Annotated in this window: 24 protein-coding genes and 6 pseudogenes; 19 read left to right on the forward strand and 11 right to left on the reverse strand. The window is 59.8% G+C overall.

Going from position 1 to position 26,658, the window contains the following annotated elements; all coding sequences use genetic code 11:
- The 4 genes and pseudogenes from ssb to C8024_RS14845 all read right to left on the reverse strand — a co-directional run.
- Positions 1–449 (reverse strand): single-stranded DNA-binding protein (ssb, locus tag C8024_RS14830; RefSeq protein ID WP_173206600.1); only part of this gene is annotated, 449 nt, incomplete at its 3' end.
- A gap of 45 nt (positions 450–494) precedes the next feature.
- Positions 495–2,353: pseudogene (locus C8024_RS14835) on the reverse strand (ferrous iron transporter B).
- Positions 2,354–2,356: 3 nt separating this feature from the next.
- Positions 2,357–2,626 carry a FeoA family protein gene (locus tag C8024_RS14840; RefSeq protein WP_173206602.1) on the reverse strand — a complete coding sequence of 90 codons (270 nt, stop codon included), beginning with the start codon at positions 2,624–2,626 and terminating at the stop codon, positions 2,357–2,359.
- A 128-nt stretch (positions 2,627–2,754) separates the two neighbouring features.
- Positions 2,755–3,420 carry a COQ9 family protein gene (locus C8024_RS14845; RefSeq protein WP_173206604.1) on the reverse strand — a complete coding sequence of 222 codons (666 nt, stop codon included), beginning with the start codon at positions 3,418–3,420 and terminating at the stop codon, positions 2,755–2,757.
- Positions 3,421–3,549: 129 nt separating this feature from the next.
- Here C8024_RS14845 and C8024_RS14850 point away from each other — a divergent pair, with 129 nt between their 5' ends.
- Positions 3,550–4,650 carry an alkene reductase gene (locus C8024_RS14850; RefSeq protein ID WP_173206607.1) on the forward strand — a complete coding sequence of 367 codons (1,101 nt, stop codon included), beginning with the start codon at positions 3,550–3,552 and terminating at the stop codon, positions 4,648–4,650.
- A gap of 15 nt (positions 4,651–4,665) precedes the next feature.
- On the opposite strand, the gene C8024_RS14855 is transcribed toward C8024_RS14850, so the two are convergent.
- Together C8024_RS14855 and C8024_RS14860 are read right to left on the reverse strand one after the other, a co-directional pair.
- Complete coding sequence (locus C8024_RS14855; protein ID WP_302051640.1) at positions 4,666–5,121, reverse strand: DUF1465 family protein; 456 nt, start codon at positions 5,119–5,121, stop codon at positions 4,666–4,668.
- 159 nt (positions 5,122–5,280) lie between these two features.
- Complete coding sequence (locus C8024_RS14860) at positions 5,281–5,478, reverse strand: YdcH family protein (protein WP_100095595.1); 198 nt, start codon at positions 5,476–5,478, stop codon at positions 5,281–5,283.
- A gap of 214 nt (positions 5,479–5,692) precedes the next feature.
- On the opposite strand from C8024_RS14860, the gene C8024_RS14865 reads away from it, so the two are divergent.
- From C8024_RS14865 to ftsH, 8 genes and pseudogenes are all read left to right on the forward strand, one after another.
- Positions 5,693–5,821, forward strand: a complete 129-nt coding sequence (locus C8024_RS14865; protein WP_173206629.1) for a YdcH family protein — start codon at positions 5,693–5,695, stop codon at positions 5,819–5,821.
- 109 nt (positions 5,822–5,930) lie between these two features.
- A complete protein-coding gene (gene ptsP / locus C8024_RS14870; RefSeq protein WP_100094070.1) occupies positions 5,931–8,213 on the forward strand; it encodes a phosphoenolpyruvate--protein phosphotransferase in 2,283 nt (760 codons plus the stop codon).
- A 171-nt stretch (positions 8,214–8,384) separates the two neighbouring features.
- Positions 8,385–8,534: a RodZ family helix-turn-helix domain-containing protein gene (locus tag C8024_RS20420; protein ID WP_217272236.1), complete on the forward strand. Its 150-nt coding sequence runs from the start codon at positions 8,385–8,387 to the stop codon at positions 8,532–8,534.
- Positions 8,531–9,220, forward strand: coding sequence for a RodZ domain-containing protein (locus C8024_RS20425; protein ID WP_367947373.1), 690 nt, complete (start codon positions 8,531–8,533; stop codon positions 9,218–9,220). The genes C8024_RS20420 and C8024_RS20425 overlap by 4 nt, the downstream gene beginning before the upstream one ends.
- A gap of 120 nt (positions 9,221–9,340) precedes the next feature.
- Positions 9,341–10,066, forward strand: coding sequence for a hypothetical protein (locus C8024_RS14880; protein WP_254305983.1), 726 nt, complete (start codon positions 9,341–9,343; stop codon positions 10,064–10,066).
- Positions 10,067–10,077: 11 nt separating this feature from the next.
- Complete coding sequence (locus C8024_RS22610; protein ID WP_302051641.1) at positions 10,078–10,206, forward strand: hypothetical protein; 129 nt, start codon at positions 10,078–10,080, stop codon at positions 10,204–10,206.
- 3 nt (positions 10,207–10,209) lie between these two features.
- Positions 10,210–11,163 carry a tRNA lysidine(34) synthetase TilS gene (tilS, locus tag C8024_RS14885; RefSeq protein ID WP_173206613.1) on the forward strand — a complete coding sequence of 318 codons (954 nt, stop codon included), beginning with the start codon at positions 10,210–10,212 and terminating at the stop codon, positions 11,161–11,163.
- A gap of 165 nt (positions 11,164–11,328) precedes the next feature.
- Positions 11,329–13,279 (forward strand): annotated as a pseudogene (ftsH, locus tag C8024_RS14890) (ATP-dependent zinc metalloprotease FtsH).
- Between the two features lie 102 nt (positions 13,280–13,381).
- Here ftsH and rpoZ read toward each other — a convergent pair.
- Positions 13,382–13,728 (reverse strand): annotated as a pseudogene (rpoZ, locus tag C8024_RS14895) (DNA-directed RNA polymerase subunit omega).
- 161 nt (positions 13,729–13,889) lie between these two features.
- On the opposite strand from rpoZ, the gene C8024_RS14900 reads away from it, so the two are divergent.
- Together C8024_RS14900 and C8024_RS14905 are read left to right on the forward strand one after the other, a co-directional pair.
- On the forward strand, positions 13,890–15,101 hold the full coding sequence (locus C8024_RS14900) for a phosphatidylserine/phosphatidylglycerophosphate/cardiolipin synthase family protein (RefSeq protein WP_173206616.1): 1,212 nt from the start codon (positions 13,890–13,892) through the stop codon (positions 15,099–15,101).
- 25 nt (positions 15,102–15,126) lie between these two features.
- Entirely contained in the window at positions 15,127–16,350 is a 1,224-nt protein-coding gene (locus C8024_RS14905) for a serine hydrolase (protein ID WP_254305984.1), read from the forward strand.
- A gap of 2 nt (positions 16,351–16,352) precedes the next feature.
- Here the strand turns inward: C8024_RS14905 and C8024_RS14910 are convergent, their stop codons facing one another.
- Both C8024_RS14910 and C8024_RS14915 read right to left on the reverse strand, forming a co-directional pair.
- Positions 16,353–16,547, reverse strand: a complete 195-nt coding sequence (locus tag C8024_RS14910) for a hypothetical protein (protein ID WP_173206619.1) — start codon at positions 16,545–16,547, stop codon at positions 16,353–16,355.
- Positions 16,548–16,637: 90 nt separating this feature from the next.
- Positions 16,638–16,973 (reverse strand): hypothetical protein, encoded by a 336-nt coding sequence (locus tag C8024_RS14915; RefSeq protein WP_100094062.1) that lies wholly within the window; start codon positions 16,971–16,973, stop codon positions 16,638–16,640.
- 234 nt (positions 16,974–17,207) lie between these two features.
- Between C8024_RS14915 and C8024_RS14920 the strand changes: the two genes are divergently transcribed.
- From C8024_RS14920 to C8024_RS23605, 6 genes and pseudogenes are all read left to right on the forward strand, one after another.
- Positions 17,208–18,227, forward strand: a complete 1,020-nt coding sequence (locus C8024_RS14920) for a metalloregulator ArsR/SmtB family transcription factor (RefSeq protein ID WP_173206622.1) — start codon at positions 17,208–17,210, stop codon at positions 18,225–18,227.
- A gap of 17 nt (positions 18,228–18,244) precedes the next feature.
- Positions 18,245–19,179, forward strand: a pseudogene (gene metF / locus C8024_RS14925) (methylenetetrahydrofolate reductase [NAD(P)H]).
- A pseudogene (locus tag C8024_RS14930) lies at positions 19,176–20,224 on the forward strand (homocysteine S-methyltransferase family protein). The pseudogenes metF and C8024_RS14930 overlap by 4 nt, the downstream one beginning before the upstream one ends.
- A gap of 101 nt (positions 20,225–20,325) precedes the next feature.
- Positions 20,326–22,939, forward strand: a pseudogene (gene metH / locus C8024_RS14935) (methionine synthase).
- A 133-nt stretch (positions 22,940–23,072) separates the two neighbouring features.
- A complete protein-coding gene (locus C8024_RS14940; RefSeq protein WP_367947370.1) occupies positions 23,073–23,750 on the forward strand; it encodes a hypothetical protein in 678 nt (225 codons plus the stop codon).
- Positions 23,747–24,016 carry a hypothetical protein gene (locus tag C8024_RS23605; protein ID WP_367947371.1) on the forward strand — a complete coding sequence of 90 codons (270 nt, stop codon included), beginning with the start codon at positions 23,747–23,749 and terminating at the stop codon, positions 24,014–24,016. Before C8024_RS14940 ends, C8024_RS23605 begins: the two co-directional genes overlap by 4 nt.
- Before the next feature lie 13 nt (positions 24,017–24,029).
- Here C8024_RS23605 and C8024_RS14945 read toward each other — a convergent pair whose 3' ends face one another.
- Both C8024_RS14945 and C8024_RS22020 read right to left on the reverse strand, forming a co-directional pair.
- On the reverse strand, positions 24,030–25,175 hold the full coding sequence (locus C8024_RS14945; protein WP_254305985.1) for an alkaline phosphatase family protein: 1,146 nt from the start codon (positions 25,173–25,175) through the stop codon (positions 24,030–24,032).
- Entirely contained in the window at positions 25,175–25,702 is a 528-nt protein-coding gene (locus C8024_RS22020; protein WP_367947372.1) for an alkaline phosphatase family protein, read from the reverse strand. The genes C8024_RS14945 and C8024_RS22020 overlap by 1 nt, the downstream gene beginning before the upstream one ends.
- 120 nt (positions 25,703–25,822) lie before the next feature.
- Between C8024_RS22020 and C8024_RS23610 the strand changes: the two genes are divergently transcribed.
- Together C8024_RS23610 and C8024_RS14955 are read left to right on the forward strand one after the other, a co-directional pair.
- Positions 25,823–26,095 (forward strand): protein-disulfide reductase DsbD family protein, encoded by a 273-nt coding sequence (locus C8024_RS23610; RefSeq protein WP_217272238.1) that lies wholly within the window; start codon positions 25,823–25,825, stop codon positions 26,093–26,095.
- Positions 26,095–26,658, forward strand: a 564-nt coding sequence (locus C8024_RS14955) for a protein-disulfide reductase DsbD domain-containing protein (protein ID WP_367947374.1), incomplete at its 3' end; no start/stop codon positions are given. The genes C8024_RS23610 and C8024_RS14955, both read left to right, overlap by 1 nt.

The following is a 26,658-nucleotide window of genomic DNA, read 5'->3' on the forward strand; positions in this document are numbered from 1 at the left end:
CCCCAGCCACCGCCGGAACCACCGCCAGCGCCGCCACCGGACGGTGCGCCACCGCCCCAGCCGTCATTGGAACCGCCACCCTGGCCACCACCGCCCTGGCGACTGTCGAGCATTTCCATTTTCGCGTCAAAGCCCTGCAATACGACGTCGGTCGAATAGCGGTCATTGCCGGACTGGTCCTGCCATTTGCGGGTTTGCAGCTTGCCTTCGAGATAGACCTTGCTGCCCTTGCGCAGATATTTTTCGGCAACGCCGGCAAGGCCTTCGTTATAGATCGAGATATTGTGCCACTCGGTCTTTTCCTTGCGCTCGCCGGTCTGCTTGTCTTTCCAGCTTTCCGATGTCGCGACGCTGAAATTGCAGACTTTACCGCCATTGGCGAAGGTCCGCACTTCCGGATCCTTGCCCAGATTGCCTACGATGATGACTTTGTTGATGCCGCCGGCCATTTCAAATTCCCCAAAAATAACGTGATTAACGATTCTTGGGAGACTCTATAGACCGAGCGCGACGGCACTCCAATATGTAATACCGGCCGCGATATAGGCGAGCGCAAAAAGATAGACGAGCATGAAGGTCGGCCATTTCCAGCCGTTGGTTTCACGGCGTGTAACGGCAATCGTCGAAATACATTGCGGAGCAAAGACGAACCAGGCGAGAAAGGCCAGTGCGGTCGGCAGCGACCAACGGCTTTGCAGCCTTTCGGTCAGCGACTTGGCTTCCGCCTCTTCGTCCGGCGCATCGATCGCATAGGTCGTCGCCAGCGCCGCAACAGCCACTTCGCGGGCGGCCATCGCCGGAATCAGGGCAAGCGCGATATCACGGTCGAAGCCGATCGGCTTGACGATCGGGGCGATGACATTGGTGATCCGGCCCGCCGCGCTATAGTCGACCTGGCTCATGACGCTGTCTTCGGGAACCTTCGGAAAGGTCAGCAGCAGCCACAATATGACGGTCGCGGCAAAGATGATCGTGCCGGCACGGCGCAGGAATATCCAGGCGCGCTGCCACAGGCCGATCAATATGTCGCGCAGGCTTGGCAGCTGATATTTCGGCATTTCCATCAGGAAGCCGCTGTTCGGCCCCTTGGTCACCGTCGAGCGCAGCACCAGCGCGACGATCATCGCGCCGACGATGCCGAAGACATAGAGCCCGAAAAGGACCAGCCCCTGCAGACCGATACCCGGTCCGACGCTGGTCGGCGGAATGAAAGCACCGATGATGATCGCGTAAACCGGCAGCCGCGCGGCACAGGTCATCAGCGGCGCGACCAATATCGTCGTCAGCCGGTCTCTCGGATCGGAAATGCTGCGCGTTGCCATGATGCCGGGAATGGCGCAGGCGAAGGACGACAGCAACGGTATGAAACTGCGCCCGGACAGGCCGACACTGGCCATCAGCCGGTCCATGATGAAGGCGGCGCGGGTCATATAGCCGCTCGCTTCGAGCAGCAGGATGAACAGGAACAGGATCAGGATCTGTGGCAGGAACACGACCACCGAGCCAACACCGGCAATCGCGCCTTCGATGATGAAGTCACGCAGGAAGCCCGGCGACAGGTTCGATTCGACGGCCGCCGCGACCCATTCGCTGGCACCTTCGATCCAGCCGATCGGTGCCTCTGACCAGGCGAACACCGCCTGGAACATGACAAACAGCACCGAGAGCAGAATCAACGGTCCGGCAATGGGGTGGAGGAACAGGCGGTCGGCCCGTTCCGACCAGCGCCGTCCTGCGGTTTCGGAAACGATCGCCTGGTTGGCAATCCGCTTGGCCTGCTGCCGTAAACCATGATCGCGCTCCTGCGCGACAATCGGTCTGGCGCCATCCTGCTTCAGCTTGAGACGGGATTCGACGGTCGCAGACAGATCTTCCAGTCCGCGCCGGCGAACGGCAACCGTTGGTACCACGGGAACCCCGAGCGCCTGTTCGAGCTTCGCCGGATCGAGCGTCAAACCGTCCCGCTCCGCCAGATCCATCATATTGAGCGCCACCACGACCGGCTGGCCGAGCGCGATGACCTCAAGCGCGAAACGGAGATGATTGTCGAGATTGGCCGCATCGAGCACCAGCACAATCATGTCAGGCCGGCGTTCGCCCTTTTGCAGCCCCATGATAACGCCGCGCGTCACTTCTTCATCGGGGCTGGTCGGGTCGAGGCTGTAGCTGCCGGGCAGGTCGACCAGCTCGGCCGGACGTCCGTCCGCGAAGCTGAAATGGCCGGATTTCCGCTCGACCGTGACACCGGGATAATTGGCAATTTTCTGCCGGGCGCCGGTCAAGGCGTTGAACAGGCGCTTTTGCCCGAATTGGGGTTGCCCGCGAGGACAATCAGTGGTGCAGCTTCGGTCATCGATCAGGCGGCTATCGTAACCGCTACCGGCTGGACCGATATCGCCTGTGCATGGGATTTGCGAATAGCGATCATCATCCGTCCGACTTTCAATGCTATCGGATCATTCAGTCCGAACATGCCCTTGTGCAATTTCTCGACCGAGACGCCCTCATCGATGCCAAGCGCGCGCAGACGACGTCCCTCGTTATCGGAAATGGCTCCCCAGTCGATTGCCACGATTTCAGCATTCTGCCTGAGTGACAGCTGGTCAAGGGTTGTGGGTGTCTGCATATATCGCAACGAGGCCTTTCTAATTGCGATTGATTATCAATATTGATTGAGATTGGCGAGTCTTTTTCTGCGAATTTACAGCCGGGCGCAGCGCGCGCTGATCCGCCCCGCCACCGGAGCGATATCGCTTACGTGCCCCGATAGCGCAACCGCCCGACAAAGCGCGCCATGCTGAACCGGTCACCGCCGCGACCGGTGACCTTGGCCTTGGCCTTTTCAAACTGCATGACATTTTCGATCCGTCGATCCAGGAACGCCCTGCTGTCCGAATAGCCCTCGCTCTCATCGTCGAGAAAGACGCTGATTGTACTCCCGTAAACGCCGGACAAGAGGGTACGTTTGGTATAATGATTATAGTCGGTCGCGGTGTCACCGGCCAGCCGCCACATTGCGTCGGCGGCCCGCCAGCCCATTTTCGCGGCCCGGCGCAGATGCGGCGGAGCAGCCAATATTGCCAGCGCCCGCCGCAGGCCTTCGCGGTCCGGCCCGAGCGCTTCCAGCCGCGCTTCGACCAGCGCCTTGATCCGCTCCCGGATTCTCATTCCAGCCAGTTCATCGGCGCTGTATTTCGCTGCCATTTTCTCGTCTATTGCCTGGAACCAGGCGTCGATCATATCGACCGGCCCCTCGTTAAAGGCCAATCTGGCAAGATCTGCATCGACGCCGGCAAGGCCTGCCGCAGCCAGCACCGCCTTTTCGTTCCAGCCGTCGAACGCCGCCTGCGCGGCCAGCGATGGCGCAAGAAAAGAGCGCACTTCGTCCAGGGTCGGATCTTCGAGAAGCGATGCAGACATGGAGGTTCCTTTGAAATCAGAGCTATCAACATAGACAGAAATTGCTCGGTTTCAAACCATTGCATTTGCGGGAGCGGCAACTTAACTGTCTGATTAACAATCCATGCCTCTGTTTAAGGGAATTCCATCTTGACCACATTGTTCGATCCGATCACCGTTGGCGCCATCGAGGCCGCAAACCGCATGTTCATGGCCCCGCTCACCCGCTGCCGGTCGACCATGGAATTTGTTCCCACACCGATCATGGGCGAATATTATGCGCAGCGTTCCGGCGCCGGCGTGATCATTTCGGAAGCCACCGGGATCAGCCAGCAGGGCCTCGGCACGCCTTTCGCGCCGGGCATCTGGAATGACGCGCAGACCGAAGCGTGGAAGCCGGTTGTCGAGCGCGTTCACCAGGCCGGCGGCAAGATCATCTGCCAGCTCTGGCACATGGGCCGCATCGTCCATCCCGATTTCCTCGGCGGCGAAAAGCCGGTATCGGCGTCCGCCACCACCGCACCGGGCAGCGTCCGCACCTATCAGGGCAAAAGAGACTATGAAGAAGCCCGTCCACTGGAAATCTCGGAAATCCCGGGCCTGCTCGACGATTACCAGAATGCCGCCGAAAATGCGAAGAAAGCCGGCTTTGACGGTGTGCAGCTGCACGCAGCCAATGGCTATCTGATCGACCAGTTCATCCGGTCCGGCACCAATTTGCGGACCGACGAATATGGCGGACCGGTAGAGAATCGCATTCGGCTGCTCGGCGAAGTGACCCAGCGGCTGGTCGATGTCTGGGGCGGCGACCGGGTTGCCGTGCGCCTGTCCCCCAATGGCGACTCCCAGGGCGCGGATGACGCGACGCCGGTGGAAACCTTTACCGCTGCGGCAAAATTGCTCGACCAGATCGGCATCGCCTTTCTCGAACTGCGCGAGCCCCCTGCCCACGGTACCTACGGCAATACCGATGTGCCGCCGGTCAGCCCCGATATCCGGCCGGTCTTCAAGGGGCCGCTGGTTCTGAACAGCGACTATTTTTATGATAATGCGACCGCAGCGCTGGCCGAGAACAAGGCCGATGCGATCAGCTTTGGCCGGACCTTCATGACCAATCCCGATCTGCCGGCACGGTTCCGGGCGGGCGCGGAACTCAATCCGATCGATTTCACCCCGACCTGGTACAGCCAGGGACCGGAGGGATATATCGACTATCCGACTATGGACGAAGAAAAAGTCGCGACCGCCTGAACGGACCGCACTGGGCTAAAAGCTGCTCTGGAGTCGGCGGAACATATCCTGGACCGCTGACTCCGCTTCGATTTCCTGATCCATGCGCGCCGCGAGGCGCTCCAGCCGCTCGAACAATTCCTCGCTGGCCATGACAATCTGGCGCGCTTCTGCCGGGAAACGGTTGACCAGCGCCCGATCGGTCACCGGGGCCTGACCGAGCGAGCGATCATGGTTCCACGCTTCGCCTTCGGACAATTCCCCGCTCTGCAGGGCCTTCTGGTTCAGCAGCCAGGCGATACAATGCATCAGACGTGTCGTGACTTTCAGCGATTCACAGGAAAAAGAAACCGCAAGAAGGTCGTCGGGGTCTGCTTCTTCATGGAACCGGCCCGATTCAAAATAGGAGCGGGATTCGTCGGCCAGCAGCATTGCCTCGGTATATAGTGCATCCATCAGTCTAGGCGTCAAAAGGGATTCACGATTTGGCATATCCGCTCCGTAGCAATTTTTCGCCGTCCGTTGACAGTTAATTTTACAAGTCAGAAAGCCCTGCGGGGCGGCTGTTTCAAACTGACACGCGGGAGATTTCGGGGTTAACTGGTGGACAATTCTGGTTAACGGTCGGCAAGTCCGCAGACGACCGCGACCTCAGGCAATGATGTCGGGAATCAGCTGGTTCTCGATCACGATTATCCGGTCGCGCAACTGCAATTTTCTTTTCTTGAGTCGCGCAGTCCGCAATTGGTCGGCATTGCCCGCTGCGACCAGCGCGGCGATCGCTTCGTCGAGATCGCGATGCTCGATTTTCAGCATTTCAAGCCGCATTTGCAACTCTTCATCGCTCATCCCCATTCCGGATCAATCTCCCCCTTGCGCCGCTTTCACAATTTTGCAATCTTGATCCTATTCATGGTTCATGTCGAAACCAAGACATTTAAATCATGAAGCCAAAGGCGCGGCGGATTGCCCGTCACAGCAGGAAAGGAAGCTTCCACCCTCTTTCATTTTCAAAAACAACATTTTCTGAGGAGACTTTAATGATTCAGGATCACATGTCAGCATTGCGCAAAAACATGAAGCGCTGGAACGCAAGATAAACGAAGAAGAAACCCGCCCGCTTCCCGACACGATTCGAATCCATAGCCTGAAGAAAGAAAAGCTCCGACTGAAGGAAGAATTGCTGGACTAGCCGGGCTCCGGCGACGGCGATCCGGCTCGACCGGAAAAATAACATTTGCCTGGGCCGAAGGGCCGTTTTCTGCATCGCACTCAACCGGCCTTTCTGCTAGGCAAAGATCATGCCCGCATCCGATCCCTCAAGTACCAAGACTGCCCGCAATATCCTGACCGGCCTCCGGTCGATCATGGCGTCGCGCGGTAACGCGCAGGCGAAACTGAACCAGGTCGTCGAAACCATCGCCGAGGCGGTGAGCAGCGAGGTTTGCTCGATCTATTTGCGCCGCGACGGATTGCTGGAACTGTTCGCGACCCGCGGGCTGAACGCGGAAGCCGTCCACGTCACGAAGCTTGCAATGGGTGAAGGCCTGACCGGCTATATCGCCAAGAATGTCGAGACACTGAACCTCGACGAGGCAGCGAGCCATCCCGACTTCCAGTACAGACCGGAAACCGGTGAGGAAAAATTCCACAGTTTTGCCGGCGTGCCGATCATCCGCAACCAGCAGTCGATCGGCGTATTGTGCGCCCAGCATGTCGAGCCGCGACGCTATTCCGAAGTCGAGATCGAAGCCTTCCAGACCGCGGCGATGGTCCTGTCCGAACTGATCATCAGCGCCGAGCTGGTCGATGACAATCTGGCCGAAGAAACGGTGACGCTCGACGTCGGGGCCAATCGTCTGAGCGGTTTGCAGCTGGTCAAGGGCAAGGCCCGCGGCCATGCTGTATTCCACCAGCCGCGCGTCAAGATCGAGCATACGGTGGCGGAGGATACCGAGGCCGAGCGGCACCGGGTCTATTCCGCCTTCGACAAGATGCGCGACCAGATCGACCAGATGACCAGCCAGGCCGAATTCGGCGTCGGTGGCGAGCATGAGGAGGTGCTCGAAACCTACAAGATGTTCGCCTATGACGAGGGCTGGAGCCGCCGCATCAACGAAGCCATCGACAGCGGCCTGACCGCAGAAGCGGCTATCGAACGCGTGCAGCAGCATACCAGGATGCGGATGCGGCAGATTGACGATCCGTTGCTGGCCGAGCGCATGCACGATCTGGAAGATCTCGCCAACCGGCTGCTGCGTACGGTGTCCGGGCAAATGGGCACGGCGGCCAAAATGGGCCTGCGGCAGGACACGATCCTGATTGCCCGCAATCTCGGGCCGGCAGAACTGCTCGAATATGACCGGCGCAAGCTGAAAGGCGTCATCCTCGAGGAAGGTTCGCTGACCGCCCATGTCACGATCATCGCGCGCGCGATGGGCATTCCGATACTCGGCCAGGTCAAGAATATCCGGCAGGTCGTGCGGGAAGATGACCCGCTTCTGCTCAACGTCGACGAGAAGACCGTGTTCGTCCGCCCCAGCCCGTCGATGGAGGAGGCGTTCGAGGCGCAGCTCGAGCTCAGCCAGAAAAAGCGCGCTGCCTATTCCGAACTGCGCGACAAGGAAGCCGTAACCAGGGACGGCGTCCGGATCACCCTCAATATCAACGCCGGCTTGCGGGACGATCTCGCCTTGCTCAACCTGACCGGAGCCGACGGTATCGGTCTGTTCCGGACCGAATTCCAGTTTCTGGTCGCCGCAACCATGCCGGGCCGCGCCGGGCAGACACGCTTCTATCGCGATGTCCTGGATGCCGCCGGCGAGAAGCCGGTCATTTTCCGCACCGTCGATATCGGCGGCGACAAGCCCCTGCCCTATTTCCAGGCCAGCGAAATCAAGGAAGACAATCCGGCGATGGGCTGGCGGGCGATCCGCATCGGTCTCGAACGGGATGCGCTGATGAAGGTCCAGGCCCGCGCCCTGATCGAGGCGGCCGCGGGACGGAAGCTGAATGTCATGTTCCCGATGGTCGCCGAGCCATGGGAATTTGACGAGGCGCGGGCGGTATTCGAAAACCAGCGCGCCTATTTGCAAAGCCAGAAAAAGCGCCTGCCGACGCAGATTCGTTATGGCGCCATGCTCGAGGTTCCGGCGTTGGCCGAATGTATGGACCTGATGGCAGACCGCCTCGATTTTCTCTCGATCGGCACCAATGACCTTACCCAGTTTCTGTTCGCAGCCGACCGGAGCAATCCGAAGCTGGCCGAACGTTTCGACTGGATGAGCCCGGCCATTCTCCGGTTCCTGCGGCGCGTCTCGGACAATGCCGCGCGCTTCAACATTCCGCTCGGCATTTGCGGAGAAATGGGAGGTCGCCCCCTCGATGCGCTGGCGCTGCTGGGTCTCGGCATTCGCAATCTGTCGATCACGCCCGCTTCGGTCGGTCCGATCAAGGCGATGGTCCGGTCGCTCGACCTCGGCCAGGCCAGGCTGGAAATCGAGGCGATTTTGAAGGAAGCACCGGCCGAACCGAGATCGCGTCTCGAACAATGGGCCCTGCAGCAGAATGTCGATCTGGACTGACCGCGTTTCCGCTGATCGGCCGGCAAATATTCCAGCCAGCCAATCAAATTATAAAAATCCAGCGTCTAAAGCATGATAGTCATTGACTTTTGCCGCCCGAACTGGCTTTTTTCGTCGCATATCCGGGAAGTGCGATAAGGGTCGCAAAATGATCCGGCCAAGGGAGTTTTTGTGGCCGAAGAAACCAATGACGAAGAAAATGTCGAGCTGCATCTGCACAGCACCGGCGAATTATTGCGTCGGGCGAGAGAGCAGAAAAACCTCTCGCTGGAAGATATCGCCAAAAAACCCGGATTCCGCAACGCCATCTGGAAGCGATAGAAAGCGGCGATTTCGACGCGTTGCCCGGCCGAACCTATGCGATCGGCTTCGCCAAATCCTACGCCAGAACCGTCGGCCTGGTCGATGCGGCCATTGGCAGCCAGCTGCGCGCGGAAATGGACGAGCAGGGTCACGGAGCCTATCAGCCCGAAGTCAGCGGCTATGCGCCGGCCAACCCGTCCAGCATCCCGCCCCGCTATCTCGCCTGGACCGCCGCCGGTATCGGCGCGCTGGTGCTGATCGGCTATCTCGTCTGGCGCACCCTGATCCTCAATCCCGGTGACCTGGAACAGATCGCCGAAAGTGACAGCACGCCGCCGGCGGAAAGCGCAACTACACCTTCCGGCGAACAGAATGTCCAGGGCAGCAGCCCGACGCCATCCAGCCAGGGAATAGTGGTGCTGACCGCAACCGAACCGGTCTGGATGAAAATATATGATGCGGAGGGCGAGCGTCTGTTCGAGGATGAAATGGCCGCCGGCGACACGTTCACGGTACCGGCTGATGCCAATGATCCGCAGATACTGACCGGGCGCCCCGCCGCCCTGACCGTCACGATCGATGGACAGGTCGTCCCGCAACTGGGCACCGCAGAGCGCACGATCAAGGATGTCGGGGTCAGCGCCGCCGCCTTGCTGGCACGGGAAACGGTCAGCAATCCGGACGCAGACCTGTCATCTGAATAAGCGATGCAGGGGCTGTCACGATAGCGGCCAGTCGCCGGAGTCCGCCCGTTTTCCGGCATAATATTCTTTACTTTTCAGCGCTATATATGGTTAATATTGGCGCAATCAGCGGAGGCCTCGATGAAGAAATTCGGTATCACAATATTGCTCGCCAGCTTGCTTGCCAGCACGCCTGCATCGGCTCAGAGCGCGGATGTGGACAAGCGCGTGGACCGGCTCGAACAGGAAATGCGCGCGGTTCAGCGCAAGATATTCCCGGGCGGTTCGACCCGCTATTTCGAGCCAGAGATCACCGCGGAAAATGGCCCGGCTTCGCCAGCGGCATCGGTTACAACCTCGGCTGTGAGCGACTTGATCGCCCGGGTGGACGCGCTGGAACGCAGTCTGGCCAACCTGACCGGTCAGGTCGAGGAAAACGGATTTCGGCTGAAAAAGCTGGAGGACCGGATGGCGGCAGCCGCTGCCCCGGCCGCGATGCTGCCCGCGGCCGGTGTCAGCGGATCCCCGCCGAAAAGCACCCCGGCGCCGGCGACAGAGGCTGCACCCGATCCCCAGAGGGTTGTCGGGGTCGCCGCGATCGTCATGCCGGAAACCGGTGATGCCGGGGAAGATGCCTATATTTACGGCTATCGGCTGTGGGACGCGAAATTCTATCCAGAGGCGCAGGCCCAGCTGAAAAAATGGTCGAGGATCATCCGTCCCACCGGCGCTCGAGTTTCGCCCAGAATCTGCTCGGCCGCGCCTATCTGGACGATGGGAAGCCGGCGCTGGCTTCGGTTGCTCTCTATGAAAATTACCAGAAACGGCCACGCGGCGAACGTGCGCCGGACAGTCTCTATTTCCTGAGCACCGCGCTGGTGCAGCTGGGGAAAAAGGCCGATGCCTGCCGCGTATTGGCGGAGATGCAGGATGTCTATCCCGAGGTCGCCAGTGGCCGTCTGGCCGATCGCGTGACATCGGGCAAGGCTGCCGCCAACTGCAAATAGATCATGACCGGTACGGCCGCCTCGCTCGAATCCCGGTTTTCCGAGGCGCTGGACCGGCTGTTACCGGCATTTGCATCCAGCGAGCAGAAGCTGGGCCTCGCGGTTTCCGGCGGACCCGACAGTCTTGCCCTGTTGCTGCTGGCGTTGCAGGCCTATCCGGACAGGATCGCCGCTGCCACGGTTGATCATGGCCTCCGCCCTGCCGGTCGCGAGGAGGCGGAATTTGTCGCATCCATCTGTCGCGAGCGCGGCATCCCGCACGACATATTGCGCCCCGTCATTCCGATTCGCGGCAGTATTCAGAGCGCGGCCCGGCACGCGCGCTACGGATTGCTCCACGACTGGATGAAGGACCGGAATATCGACTGGCTGGCAACCGCCCACCATGCCGATGACCAGCTGGAGACCATGATCATGCGCATCTTGCGCGGCAGCGGCATCGACGGGATGTCGGGGATCCGTGAAAAACGGACCCATATCATCCGCCCCCTGCTGCATTTTCAGAAATCGGAACTGGTTTCCCATGTCGCCGGCCATGGTCTCAACCCGGTCGACGATCCTTCCAATCGCGATCAGGGCTTTGACCGTGTGCGGGTACGCAACGCGCTGCAGGATCTTGAAGGTTTTGACACCAGCCTCGCCAGCCAGAGCGCCAGCGCACTAGGCGACGCGCGCGAGGCTATCGAATGGATGGTCGAGCGTCTTGCCGAAGACCATCTCAAACCCACCGACTTGGGCTGCACCCTTTCCCGCACGCGCTTCCCGCACGAGATCCAGCGGCGGCTGCTGCTGCGATGTCTGCATAGCTGCGACCCTGCCCTGTCACCGCGCGGCAGCCAGATCGACCAGACAATCATCGCGCTGGAAAAGGGCGAAACCGTCACCCTGGGAGACATATTGTGCCGGGGCGGCGCCGTCTGGCGCTTTCAGCCCGCGCCGGAGCGGCGGACCAGCTGATTCACCGCTGCAGGCCGGACGGCGGGCCGCTCCGATCACACTGATCGGTAAAAACATTGGCCTTGTTATTGTCATCCGCAGCAAAAGGACTATCTTTAGACCATAGATAATTGCGGCGTGATGCCGTTCATCCGCTGCAACAATGATTACAGGACAAGATGCGCAATGAATGACGAACAGGATCCCAAAGACAATCCCTGGATGAAAAGCATGTTCATCTGGGCCGGCGTCATCATCGCGCTTCTGCTTACGGTTTCGATGTTTAGTGCCGGCGCTTCCAGCGAGAGCGCAACCGGCATCAGCTATTCTTCCTTCCGCAACAAGGTCGAGGAAGGCAGCGTCAAAAGCGTGTCCATCGCGCCGGACAAGATCACCGGTGAACTGACCAATGGCGACATGTTCTCCACCACGCCGGTTGGCAGCGATCCGTCGCTGGTCAATCTGCTGGATGAGAAAGGCGTCGAATATAGCGGCAAGGCACAGGAACAGGCCAGTATCTGGCAGATCATCCTGGTCCAGTCCCTGCCCTTCCTGCTGATCCTCGGCATCGCCTTCTTTGTGCTGCGCCAGATGCAGAAGGGCAGCGGCTCGGGCGCCATGGGCTTCGGCAAGTCCAAGGCCAAGCTGCTGACCGAAAACAGGGCAAGGTCACCTTTGCCGATGTCGCCGGTATCGACGAAGCGCGCGAAGAGCTGGAAGAGATTGTCGAATTTCTGAAAACCCCGGACGCTTTGCCAAGCTGGGCGGCCAGATTCCGAAAGGCGCATTGCTCGTCGGTTCGCCTGGTACCGGTAAAACGCTGCTGGCCCGCGCTATCGCAGGCGAAGCGGGCGTGCCCTTCTTCTCGATCTCCGGTTCCGATTTTGTCGAAATGTTTGTCGGCGTCGGCGCCAGCCGTGTCCGCGACATGTTCGAACAGGCGAAGAAAAACGCGCCCTGCATCGTCTTCATCGACGAAATCGACGCGGTCGGCCGTCATCGTGGTGCTGGTCTCGGCAATGGCAATGACGAACGCGAGCAGACGCTGAACCAGCTGCTGGTCGAAATGGACGGTTTCGAGGCCAATGAAGGTATCATCATCATTGCCGCAACCAACCGTCCCGACGTGCTGGATCCCGCGCTGCTGCGTCCGGGCCGCTTTGACCGCCAGGTTGTTGTACCGCGCCCCGATATCGAAGGTCGCGAAAAGATTCTTGCTGTCCACATGAAGAAAGTGCCGCTGGCGCCAGACGTCGACGCGCGCACCATTGCGCGCGGCACGCCCGGCTTCTCCGGTGCCGATCTGGCCAATCTGGTCAACGAGGCAGCGCTGATGGCGGCCCGCCGTGGCAAGCGGATGGTCGCGATGAGCGAGTTCGAGGATGCCAAGGACAAGGTCATGATGGGCACCGAGCGCAAGTCGATGGTGATGACCGACGACGAGAAGAAGATGACCGCCTATCACGAAGCCGGTCATGCCATTGTCTCGGTCCACGAACCGGCATCCGATCCGATCCACAAGGCAACCATCATCCCCCGCGGCCGTGCGCTCGGCATGGTGATGCGCCTGCCTGAACGGGACAATTACAGCTACCACCGCGACAAGATGCACGCCAATCTGGCGGTGTCGATGGGCGGACGCGTCGCCGAGGAAATCATATTCGGCTATGACAAAGTATCATCCGGCGCTTCCGGCGACATCCAGTACGCGACCAAGCTGGCCCGCGACATGGTGACACAGTGGGGCATGTCGGACCTGATGGGACCGTTGCAATATGAAGAGGAGCAAGGCGAAACCTTCCTCGGCTATTCGCAGTCCCAGCGCGTCCATATGTCCGACGAGACGGCCAAGAAGATCGATCTGGAAATCCGCAAGCTGATCGACGACAGCTATGACCGGGCGAAACATCTTCTGACCACCTATGAGGATCAGCTGCACGCGCTGGCCAATGCCCTGCTCGAATATGAGACGCTGTCCGGCGAGGAAATCGACGAGCTGGTCAAGACCGGCAAGTTCGAGCGTCCGGACGGCGGCGTGATCAAGCCGGCCGCCGTGCCGACGATCGGCACATCCATCCCGAAAGCGGGACGGAAGAAAAAAGGCCCGTTCGGCGATCCCGAACCGCAAGGCGCCTGATTCGCGATCCGGCAAAAGCCAGGACGAAGAAAAGGCCGCTCGGGATATTCCCGGCGGCCTTTTCTTTTGTCTCGGTGATATCTGCGGCGGACCGCCAACCGTCTAGCGGCGGCCGTAATCTCCGGCGACGCCAGCGCTGCGTGGTGGGGCAGCGGCTGTCAGGCGAAGCGCTTCGGCCGACTGGCTGATCGAACCGATTTCATCCGGCGTATCGTCGTCGTCGATAAGAACCTTCTGCAGCGACTGAATCAGGCTTTCCTGCAGATCCTTCGGCTTGACGGTTTCTTCCGCGATTTCGCGCAGGGCGACAACCGGGTTTTATCGCGATCGCGATCGACAGTCAGCTCTGCGCCGCCCGAAATCTCACGTGCGCGCTGGGCAGCAAACAACACCAGATCAAACCGGTTTGTGACTTTATCAACGCAATCTTCAACCGTAACGCGAGCCATAAGGCGCTCCTGATTCTGCAAACTATAGGAAAAGAGGCCTGCATGTAGGGCTATGGGCGGGATTTGTCAACAAATCAGGGCGGGCCAAAGCATGAGCCGGCAAAGCGATACCCAATCTAATGGTTTGTCGGTGCGACGGGGATAATCTATGCCCCGACATCATGGAAAACACCCCCGCGAATAAACTGTTATGGCAAGCCGGACGAGCGCAATGGTTCGACGTCGGCGGGAACCGGCTGCGGCTGGTCCGTGCGCCGGACGAACGCCTTTCCGCGCTGGTGAACATGCTCGAGCGGGCCGACGAAAGCCTCCGGCTTTTCTTCTACATGTTCGAGGATGATCTGATCGGCCGGAAAATTCTCGATATCCTGATAGCCGCCTGCGAACGGGGCGTTGCCGTGGAAATGATGGTCGACAGTTTTGGCTCCAATGGCGCGCCGCGCGCCTTTTTCGATCCGTTTGTCGCGGCGGGCGGGAAGTTCAGGGTCTTCAGCCCGCGTTTCTCGACCAGCTATTTTGTCCGCAATCATCAAAAGATGATCATCGCGGATGATTGCTGCGCCCTGATCGGCGGGTTCAACATCGCCGATGAATATTTTGCCGTGCATCAGCAGACCGGCGCAGACGACCAGAGCGACGATAGCTGGGAAGATCTGGGTCTGGAAATAAAGGGGCCCGAGGTTGCCAGTCTCGCGAGCTATTTTCGGCTATTGTCCAACTGGGTGTACCAGGACAATGGCAATATGCGTTCGCTGCGCAGGATGGTGCGCCATTGGGAGGCCGGCGCGGGCAAGTTCCAGTGGCTTCTCGGCGGACCGAGCAATCGCCTGAGCCGCTGGGCGCGGGCGATCAAGAATGATCTGGAGAATGGCAGCAGGCTTGATCTCGTCTCCGCCTATTTTTCTCCGGGACAGGGCCTGTTGCGGCGGATTGGCGGACTGTCGAAGCGCGGCGGGCGAAGCCGGATCATATTACCCGGCAAGACCGACAATGGCGCGACCATGGGGGCGAGCCGGCTGCTCTACGGATATCTGCTGAAACGGCATGCGCGCCTGTTCGAATTCCAGCCCAGACGCCTCCACACGAAACTGGTGGTCGTCGATGATGCCGTCTATATCGGTTCGGCAAATTTCGATCTGCGCAGCCTGTTCATCAATGTGGAAATGATGCTGCGGATCGAGGATGGTGCCTTCGCCGATCATGCGCGCAGCGTGATCGACATCCTGCACGAGCAGAGTGAAGCCATCACGCCGGCGTTGCACAAATCCCGCCGCACCCTTCTCAACCGGCTGCGCTGGACCCTGTCCTATTTTCTGGTGAACACGCTGGACTATCGGGTTACTCGCCGATTCAATTTCGGCTTCCTGAAATAGCCGCCGGCTATCGGGTCCAACCGGTTTGCGCGCCGGCCGGGGCAATCTGTCGCAGCAGGAGAATCATTCACCGCAACCGGCGGTTTTGCCCCTGTTCAGACGGGGTCGGGTAGTTAGAAGGCTATATGAACATAACAACAGCAGACGATCGGCCGCTCATGAGACATTTTCGGCATTTCTTGACCTTGATGCTCACCGTCACACTGGCAGCCTGTGTTTCCGCCTCGAACCGCCCGACGGCAAAGCCGGGCAAGGCTCCGCCCCCGTCTACCAGAACCCGGCCCCCTCGGCCCCGCCTGCCACAAATACATCCCGAGAACGGCCCGACCCTGCGCTGGTCCGCGAGATCGACCAGCTGTGGCGGACCTTTCCGGGGAAGACCGGCATTGCGATCAAACGGATCGATGGCGAATGGGAATTCGGCCACCGGATCGACGAATATTTCCCGCAGCAAAGCGTGTCCAAACTCTGGGTGGCCATGGCCATGCTCGACAAGATCGACCAGGGCCGGGCGTCCCTGTCCGACCCGATCCGTATCGGCAAGGAAGACCTCACCCTGTTCCACCAGCCGATGGCGGTTGAGGTCGAACGGGAAGGCGCCGTGGTGAAATCCGTCTATACGCTGCTGGAAAAGGCCCTGGCCAGCAGCGACAATACCGCGAATGACGCCCTGTTGCGGCACGCCGGCGGCCCCGAGGCCGTGCGCAAGTTCATCGACAAGAACGATCTGGGAAAAATCCGCTTCGGTCCCGGCGAGCGGCTGTTGCAGGCCGGCATTGCCGGAATGGAATGGAAGCAGGACCTGTCCTATCGCCGGTCCTTCTATGCAGCCCGTGCAAAAGTGCCGGTCGAACGGCGCCGCCAGTCGCTTGACGCCTATCTGGCAGATCCGGTTGACGGAGCCAGTCCGCGCGCAATCGTCCGCGCGCTCGACAAGCTGGCCCGCGGGGAACTGCTCTCGCCCAATTCAACCAAATTGCTGCAGTCGATATTGAAGCGCACGCGCAGCGGTCCCAACCGGCTGAAGGCCGGTGTACCTGCGGGCTGGGAATTTCTGCACAAGACCGGCACCGGCCAGGTGCTGGGTTCGGTGGCGACCGGCTATAATGATATCGGCATCATGACCGCGCCAGATGGTACGCGCTATGCAGTGGTGGTGATGCTGGGTGATACGACCGCCTCGATTCCCGAACGCATGCGTATGATGCAGGCGGTAACACGGGCCGTGGGCCGCTATCACCCGGGCTGACGCTATTCGCCTTCAACCTCACCGACAGTAATATTTTCCGTCAAATCGGGCGGCTCGTTGCGCTCGTCCAGCATTTTCGCCGCCTCGTCCAGCGCCTTGGCCTCGCCGACGGTCACGCCACCGGGTCCGGGGTCATTTTGCGCCGGACCGCAGGCGGCCAGTCCGGCCAATATCATGATGCTGACAATGCTTCTCATGACATCTCCATAAAGACTGTTCGAGCCGGACCAAAGACAAAAAAAAGGGCCGTCCGCAGACAGCCCTTTTTCTTGTAGATTTTATAAAGCTTAGTTGACTGCGTCTTTTGCGGCAGCGGCAGCTTTGTCTACTGCATTGTTTGCAGCATCCTTGGCAGCAGCGCCAGCCGTTTTAGCAGCTTCGCCAGCGGCTACAGCAGCTTCACCAGCGGCATCAGCAGCTTCGGCAGTTGCTTCAGCGGCTGCTTCGCCCATGGCGTCAGCTTCGCCTTCGGCAGCATCCATGGCATCAGCAGCAGCTTCTTCAGCCGTTGCTTCCGTGCCTTCTACTGCTTCTTCAGCACCGGTTTCGGCATTGTCTGCGCCGGAGCATGCGGCCAGGCCAAGTGCAGCGGCGAGTACGATTGATGTTGTAACTTTTTTCATTGGGGTAACCCTCTATTTTAGTCCTCAAAACCAAGCCGGCGGGGAGTTTTATCAGCTCCTCTGGCCTGCGGTGCCCATCTTTAGCGATATGGCCGAATGAACGCAATGAAGAACCTGATTTGGCCCTTTCTGCGGTGTAAAATCTCCTAGACCTGACAAGCGAATGATAAAGCCACGGGCGAAAGATCAAGCCGATTGACCAGATATAAAGATTTCTTTATATAGCTATTCAACATGGACCAAATTTTGAACATATTCAGGGCACTTGCCGACCCTACACGTTTGCGAATCATGCTGTTGCTACAGAAAATGGAACTGGCCGTCGGCGAACTGGCACAAATTCTGGACCAGAGCCAGCCGCGCATTTCCCGCCATATCAGAATATTGGACGAAGCCCGACTGGCAGAACGCCGCAAAGAAGGAAGCTGGGTCTTTCTCAAGCCCGGACCGGCTTCCGAACTGGATATATTGGGACGTATTTTCCGTTCGGACAAGGTGGCAAAGTCCGAACAGGCGCTGCAGGACCAGGCGCAGCTGGCACTGGTTCGCAAGGCGCGCGCCGAAATGGCCGAGCGCTATTTCTCGGCCCATGCCGAAGAATGGGACGCCATCCGCTCGCTCCATCTGCCCGAAGAGGAAGTCGAGCGGGCGATGCTCGCCCTGCTGCGCGATGCGCCGCTGGGCCGGATGCTCGATATCGGAACCGGCACGGGCCGGATGGTCGAACTGTTCGGAGCCTCGGCACAATCGGTCGTCGCGATCGACAACAGCCCCGAAATGCTGCGGCTGGCAAGGGCAAAACTGCTCGAGAGCGAAAGCGACGGCGAGCCCGGTCTGGTACAGAAAACCGAGTTGAAGCAAGGCGACTTCAACAATCTGCCGCTGGAAAATGGTGCGGTGGACAGCGTCATTCTCCATCAGGTCCTGCATTATGCACAGCATCCCGAAGCCGTTCTGGTCGAAGTATCGCGGGTCTTGAGACCGGATGGCCTGGTCCTGATCGCCGATTTCGCTGCCCATGACCGGGAAGACCTGCGCACCGAACATGCCCACGCAAGGCTGGGTTTCAGCGATGACAGCATGAAACATTGGCTCGGCGCATCGCATCTGGACCTTGTACAGACCAGAACGCTCGATGGCGGCGAGCTGACGGTGAAAATCTGGGTTGCCAGAAAAACCACCGTGCCCAGCCTGCATCCCGGTTCCGGCAAATTGTCTCCCCGAAGTAAAAATTTGAAAAGAGCATCAGCATGAATAATCCGAAGCGGCCGATGGGGCTGATCGAACTGGAAGAGGCCAAGCGGGCGCTGGATGCTCCGCTTTTTGCAGGATTGAGCGGCGATGCCGATGTGTCGTTCGAATTTTTCCGCCGAAATCGGAAAAGATGGAAAAGACCCTCTGGGATAGCGTGGTCACGCTGCAACCGCTTAGTCCGCGCTTTGTCTCGGTGACTTATGGTGCGGGTGGCACCACGCGCGAACGCACCCATGCCACGGTCGCCAGAATTGCGCAGGAAACCGATATTCCGGCTGCGGCGCATCTGACCTGCGTCGGTGCCAGCAAGGCGGAAATCGCTGACGTCGCCCGCTCCTATTGGGATGCCGGCGTTCGCCATATTGTCGCCTTGCGCGGCGATCCGCCAACCGAAGGCCAGGCTTTCGAGCCCCATCCGCAAGGCTATGCCAGCGCTGCCGATCTGGTGAAGGGCCTGAGCGATATCGCGCCTTTCGAGATATCGGTGGCCGCCTATCCGGAGACCCATCCCGATGCCGACTGCCCGCAGAGCGACCTCGACAATCTCAAGCGCAAGCTCGACGCGGGAGCTACCCGCGCGATTACCCAGTTTTTCTTCACCGCCGAAGCCTTCTTCCGCTTCCGCGATGCCGCAGCGGCCGCCGGGATCGATGCGGAACTGGTACCCGGCATATTGCCGGTGTCGAACGTGGCCCAGACCCGCAAGTTCGCCGGCATGTGCGGCGCGGAAATCCCGGCATGGATGAACGACCTGTTCGAAGGGCTGGACGACCATCCTTCGGCGCGGCAACTGATCGCGGCCACGGTGGCCGCGGAACTGTGCCGCAAGCTTTATGCCGGCGGTGTGCGGCAATTCCATTTCTACACGCTCAACCGGGCGGAGCTCAGCTACGCGATCTGCCATTTGCTCGGCAAGCGTCCGGGCGGCACGCAACAGGAGAAAGCGGCATGACCAGCGCACGCGAACAACTGACGACACTGGCCGAAGAGCGCATATTGGTATTCGACGGCGGCTATGGCACGGCGATCCAGAACTATCGGCTGGGCGAAGATGATTATCGCGGCAGTCTCGACCTGACCGACGACCAGAAGGGCAATAATGATCTGCTCAGCCTGACCCGGCCGGACATCATTGAAGCCATTCATACGTCCTATCTCGAATCCGGCGCCGACATAATCGAAACCAACACCTTCAGTTCGACCGAGATCAGCCAGGCCGATTATGGCTGCGAACATCTGGTCCGCGACCTGAACGTCAAGTCGGCCGAGATCGCGCGCGCGGCTTGCGACAAGGCCGAGGCCAAAGACGGACGGCCACGTTTTGTCGCCGGGTCCATCGGCCCGACCAACAAGACGCTGTCCCTGTCCCCCGATGTCAACGACCCGGGTTTCGCGAAATCGACTATGACTATCTGAAAGGCGTCTACCGGGCGCAGTGCGACGCGCTGATCGAGGGCGGCGTCGATTTTCTGCTGATCGAAACGATCTTTGACACGCTCAACGCCAAATGCGCAGGGATGGCGGCGATGGAAGCCGCCGAAGCGAGCGGGCGGGATATCCCTCTGATGATCTCGATGACCTTGACCGACCTGTCCGGCCGCAATCTGTCGGGCCATACGGTCGAGGCTTTCTGGCACGCGGTCCGGCACCTGAAGCCGCTGACCATCGGCCTCAACTGTTCCTTTGGCGCCGACCAGCTGCGTCCCCATCTCGCCATGCTGGCGAAAGAGGCGGATACGCTGATCATGGCCTATCCCAATGCCGGTCTGCCCAATGATCTCGGCGAATATGACGAAATGCCGGACGAGACGGCGGAATTGATCGGTGACTGGCTGAAAGATGGCCTGGTCAATATTGTCGGCGGCTGCTGCGGCACCACGCCGGAGCATATTGCAGCCATCGCAAAGGCGGTTGCCGATCAGGAGCCGCGCAGGATACCCGATGTGACGGTCCGGACGCGGCTTTCGGGTCTCGAGCCGTTTACGATGGCGGCCTGAACAAACGGATTTTTTTCGTATCGCGCGGGGGCGTGGCACGGATCGCGTAAAATGAATGTCGCTCGGCTCCGGTCGGGACCAACGGATAACAATAATATATTATGACACAGTCCTCTTCCACCAATTTCGTCAATATCGGCGAACGCACCAATGTTACCGGCTCGGCGCGCTTCAAGAAGCTCATTCTCAACGATGACTATGAAGCCGCGGTCGAGGTCGCTCGCCAGCAGGTCGAGAATGGTGCGCAGGTGATCGATATCAACATGGACGAAGGCCTGCTCGACGCGCATCATGCGATGACCACCTTTCTCAAGCTGATCTCCGCCGAGCCCGATATTGCGCGGGTCCCGGTGATGATCGACAGCAGCAAATGGTCGGTGATTGAGGCGGGCCTGAAATGCGTCTCCGGCAAACCGATTGTCAACTCGATCTCGATGAAGGAAGGCGAAGAGGAATTCCTCAAACATGCGCGCAAGTGCATGGCCTATGGCGCCGCCGTCGTGGTCATGGCCTTTGATGAAACCGGACAGGCCGATACCAGGGACCGCAAGGTCGAGATTTGCGAACGCGCCTACAAGCTGCTGACCGGCATCGGCTTTCCGCCGGAAGATATTATTTTCGACCCCAATGTCTTTGCCATCGCCACCGGGATTGACGAGCATCGCCGCTACGGCATCGACTTTATCGAAGCGACGCGGGAAATCCGCAAACGCTGCCCGCATGTCCATATTTCCGGCGGCCTGTCCAACCTTTCCTTCAGCTTCCGCGGCAACGAGCCCGTCCGCAAGGCCATGCACAGCGTCTTCCTCTACCACGCGATCCCTGCCGGCATGGACATGGCGATCGTCAACGCCGGCCAGCTCGACATTTACGACGATATCGATCCGGAACTGCGCGAACTTTGCGAGGATGTGATATTCGACCGGCGCGAGGATGCGACCGACCGGCTGATCACGCTCGCCGAGAAATTCCGCGGCACCGACGAAGTGGCGGAAAAGGCAGCGGCAGAGTGGCGCGGCTATGAAGTGCACAAGCGGCTGGAACATGCGCTGGTCAAGGGTATCGACGCGCATATCATCGAAGACACCGAGGAAATGCGTCTCGCCGTCAAGGCGCGCGAAGGCCGCCCGATCGAAGTGATCGAAGGCCCGTTGATGGACGGCATGAATGTGGTCGGCGATCTGTTCGGTTCGGGCAAGATGTTCCTGCCACAAGTGGTGAAATCCGCCCGCGTGATGAAGAAGGCCGTCGCCCATCTCTTCCCCTATATCGAAGCCGAGAAGGACGAGAATGCCAAGGGCAAGGGCAAGATCATCATGGCCACGGTCAAGGGCGATGTGCACGATATCGGCAAGAATATCGTCGGCGTCGTGCTGCAGTGCAACGGCTTTGAAGTCATCGATCTGGGCGTCATGGTCGCCTGGACCGACATCCTGAAGGCCGCGAACGAAAATGATGCGGATATCATTGGGCTGTCGGGGCTGATTACGCCCTCGCTCGATGAAATGGTGACCGTTGCCGAAGAAATGGAGCGGGCAAAATGTCGGTGCCGCTGCTGATCGGCGGCGCGACCACGTCAAAAACGCACACGGCGCTGCGGATAGAACCTGCCTATTCCGGACCCACGATCTATGTGCTGGACGCCAGCCGCGCCGTCGGCGTGGCTTCGCAACTGGTCAGCGACACCCAGGCCGAGCCCTTTATCGCCAAACCCGCGAAGATTACGAGCAGGTGCGGATCGCACGCGCCGGCAAGACCGGGAAGAAACTGGCGACTCTCGAAGAAGCCCGCGCCAATGCCGCTGTGGTCGACATGAGCCTCAAGGCCCCGGCACCCGCCAAGCCGGGAGTGCACGTCTATGAAGACTGGGACCTTGCCGATTTGCGCGACTATATCGACTGGACGCCGTTTTTCCGCGCCTGGGAACTGGCGGGCAATTATCCGGCAATCCTGACAGACAAGATCGTCGGCGAGAGCGCAACGGACCTGTTCCGCGATGCGCAGGCGATGCTCGACCAGATTATCGAGGAAAAATGGCTGACCGCGAAAGGCGTTGCCGGCCTCTGGCGCGCCCGGCGCGAGAATGACGATATTCTCGTCTCGCCGGACAATGCGGAATTCACGCTGCCGATGCTGCGGCAGCAGGTGGTCAAGCGCGGCGGCAAGCCGAACAATTGCCTCGCCGATTTCACCGATAGCCAGGACGACTGGATCGGCGGCTTTGCCGTCACCGCCGGCCACGGTATCGAAGAACATGTCCAGCGGTTCGAAATGGACAAGGATGACTATAACAGCATCCTGCTGAAGGCGCTGGCCGACCGGCTGGCCGAGGCCTTTGCCGAGCGCATGCACGAACATGTCCGGAAAGACCTGTGGGGCTATGCCGCGGACGAGCATTTGAACAACAAGGACCTGATCCGCGAGAAATATCAGGGCATCCGCCCTGCCCCCGGCTATCCCGCCTGCCCGGACCATAGTCTGAAACCGATATTGTTCGACATGCTGGATGCGACAGAGAATACCGGTATCGAGCTGACCAGCGGCTTTGCGATGACGCCGACCGCTGCGGTTTCCGGTTTCTATTTTGCCCATCCGCAGGCCGATTATTTCGGCGTGGCCCGGATCGGCGAGGACCAGGTCGAGGAATATGCGACGAGACGCGGTGTGTCGGTGGATCAGGCACGACAGTGGCTGCGCCCCAATCTCAACGAATAAGCCTGGCGGATTAACCCTTTAACCTTTGTCGCTCAGCCTGGATTCATCTGGGACGGCCCATGCTTTTATATTGTTTGCCATCGTGGCAAGCGATATTGAAAATGCCCTATTCCCCCGATTCAGGATGGCCGAAATGAATTTCAAGACCCCGCTGATCGCCGCATTCATCACGGCTTCTGTCGCCGGAACCGCTGTGCAGGCGCAGCGCGATGCGCCGTTCAAGGTTCAGGAAACCGGCGAAACCTTTGGTCGTCTGGCCGAGGCGGTTGCAGCCATCGGCGGCAATAACGCCACGATCGTCATCGCGCCCGGATCCTATGGCGATTGCGCCGTCCAGAAAGCCGGCCGTATCACCTACAAGGCAGCGGTCCCCGGCCAGACCATATTCGATGGCGGCGTTTGCGAGGGCAAGGCCAGTCTGGTGCTGCGCGGCAAAGCGGCCACGATCAACGGCATCATCTTCCAGAACCAGCGGGTTCCCGACGGCAATGGCGCCGGCATCCGGATCGAGCGCGGGGATCTCTATATCTACAACGCCATGTTCCGGAACGCCGAACAGGGCATATTGAGCGCCGATGATCCGAGCGCGGAAATCGTCATCGACCGGTCAACCTTCCAGCGGCTGGGACGCTGCGATCGCGGCCTGTCCTGCGCGCACAGCATCTATATCGGCGATTTCGGATCGCTGAAGGTGACCAACAGCCGGTTCGAAAAGGGCAGCGGCGGCCATTATGTCAAAAGCCGCGCACCCCGGGCGACGATCAACAACAACAGTTTCGATGACACGCAGGGCGCGCGACCAATTACATGATCGACCTGCCGGCCGGTGCCACCGGTGTGATCAGCGGCAATGTTTTCGTGCAGGGGCAGAACAAGGAAAACTGGAGCGCCTTCATTGCCATCGCCGCCGAAGACCGCGACCATAGTTCAGAGGGGCTCAACATCCACTCCAACAGCGCCTCGCTCGCCAAAGGCGTGAACCGGAACACCTGGTTTGTCGCCGACTGGAGCGGTGACCAGCTGCGGATTGCCAACAATAGCCTCGGACGCGGCCTGACCCGCTACCAGCGGCGCTAGAACCCCGCCGGCTTCACTCGCAGCTGTTTGCCGCCCCGCCGTCAATATCCAGACATTGTCCGTCGGTTTCGTCGGCGGGAATTTCCACACCGACAAGCGCGCCCAGCGTCGGGGCGATATCGACGGTCATCACCGACAGCGGCTGTTCAAAATGCCGGATGCCTTGGTGCCAGAATAATAGCGGAACCCGGCGGTCATAGTCCCAAGGGCTGCCATGGGTTGCGACATATCCGCGCGCGGTCGTGGCAATCGGGGTTATGCCCTTTTTCAGCAGAACGACGAAATCGCCGGACCGGTCGGGATGGAACGAGGCGCGGGCGCGCTGTTTGAGCGTCCATTCCTCGGGTGACCCGCGCGGCACGTCTGTCGCGGCAATCTCGTCGCGATCCAGCACCATTTCCACCTGCGCATGAGCGGCAATCAGGGCGATCGCGCTATCCTTGACCTGTTTGCGCTGCATTTCGGAAAGGTCGGTGCTGACATAATAATCACCAAAGGGGCCGTCGGCGAAGAGCACGGGCTTGTCGCCGGAAATCTGCAACCCTTCGGCCACCTTCTTGCCGATGGTCCTTGCATTGAGATTGGGATCGATCCGCGCTGCGGTCGGTACGCCCTGCAGGCTCATTCGCTCCGGCAGATCCAGGCCGCCGTGATCGGCGGTCAGCATGACGACATAATCGATGCCCTCGCCGTCCAGAATATCGAAAAATTCGCCCAGCGACCGGTCCAGCTCGCTCATCTGAATGCACATCTCCAGCCCTTCGGTGCCAAAGCCATGGCCGATATAGTCGGTGGCCGACAGTCCGATCGACAAGATGTCGGTGGCTTCGCCCTGCCCCAGCTTGAGCTCGTTGAGCAAGACGGTGGCTGCATCGATCACCGATCCGTCGAAGTCCGGAGAACCGCGGTAAATGCTCGCCGCACCTTCGGGACGCTGAAAGGCATAGTCGCCGACCGACTTGCCCTCGCCATGCGCAATGCGGGCGTTGCGCGCAGCGCAATGGGCCGGCACCGCATAAGCCGGGCGCGCCTTGTCGATAGTCGAAGCAATGGACTCGTTGAGCGCCGCGATTGCCGGCATTGTCGTGCGGCCCTGCAGCGTGGAAAAGCCCTTGCCTTTCCACCAGTAGATCTCGTCGACATCATGGCCGCCCATCATCAGAGCGGCCCGGTCCTTGCCCGCAACTGCAACATTGCGAGACTCGGGCGAGATTTTTTGAGCCGGTCGCCCAAAGTCGGCACCAGCAAATGCCAGACCGAAGCGACATAATCGCCCTGCGTTGGAGCCGTAATATCGCCAAAGCTGGTGCCGTCGATCCGCTCGTCCTCGGCGCAATAGACGGTCTTGTCCTCGCGCGCGATCGACAGGTCGATCCAGTTATTGGCAATGATGCCCGCGCGGCCGGAATGGACGCCGGTCATGATCGTCGAATGACCCGGGCAGGTTTCGGTCGCGGCATGCGACTGGTAACCGGACGGAAAGACCGCGCCATTCGCCAGCCGGTCCAGCCCCCCGGTGAAGCTGCGGCGATATTCGCTAAACAGATCGGCGGAAAACTGGTCCACCGAAATGGCGACAACCAGCTTCGGCGGGGCTTTGTCGGTGCCGCTGTGATCTTCCGCATTTGCGCTGCCGGAAAATATGATAGACGCGGTCAGGGCTGTAACTAGGGTCAAATTTCGCACGAATGGTCCTCACTGATGAATGTCGCTATAGAAAGCGGCCCCCCAATAGCCTAAATGCGATTAAACAGGAAATAGTGAGTTTTTATGACATCTGATTTTCGCCTATTTTCGATCATGCTTATGTTCGCGGCGCTGTTTCTGGCCCCGGCTGCGCAGGCGCAGAACCGGCTGGGCAATGCAGAGTTGAATGTGCCAGCCACATTGGTGGCGGAATCGCAGCAGGTGAAGGCGGGAGAAAGCGTCACTCTCGCCTTTGTCATGGAACCGAAGCCGACCTGGCACGGCTATTGGGAAAATCCCGGCGATGCCGGCATCGGCATGAGCTTTGACTGGACCTTGCCCGCGGCGTCACCGCCGGAACGGCAAAATTTCAGGTTCCCGACCGGCTGCTAATCTCGGGGATCATGAACTATATCTACAAGGGCGACTATGCCGTCCTTGTTACCCTCTCTCTGTCCGACGCCGTCCGTCCCGGACCGCTGCCGATATCGGTAAAATCCGAATGGCTGTCCTGCACCGACGAGATTTGCGTGCCCGAACAGGACGAACTGTCGATCACCCTGCAGGTTGTCGGCAAGGACGCATCGGTCGTGCCGGACAAGAGATTTGACGGATTCCGTGCCGCTCTTCCCCGCCCTCTCGGCAGCGAAGGCAGTTTTGCCGTGGACGGAGACCTGTTTCGCCTGTCCATTCCGCTGCCCGCCAATATCGAGATCGACCAGCCCTATTTCTTCATCCTGGAAGACGGTGTTGTCGACTATGCCGCGCCCCAGACATTCAACCGCGATGGCGATCGCCTGATGCTCGAAACCGGTGCGCGCGGCGACGGCTTTGAAACCATAAGCGGCATATTGAAAATCGGCGATCACAACGGCTTTCTGGTCACCGCCAGCAAAGGCGAAGTCGCGATGACCGGCCTTCCTCTTGCTGGCGAAAGCGCGACAAACAGCAGCGAG

Origin of the sequence: Sphingopyxis sp. BSNA05 (assembly GCF_013265645.1) — a bacterium.
Lineage (GTDB): Bacteria > Pseudomonadota > Alphaproteobacteria > Sphingomonadales > Sphingomonadaceae > Parasphingorhabdus.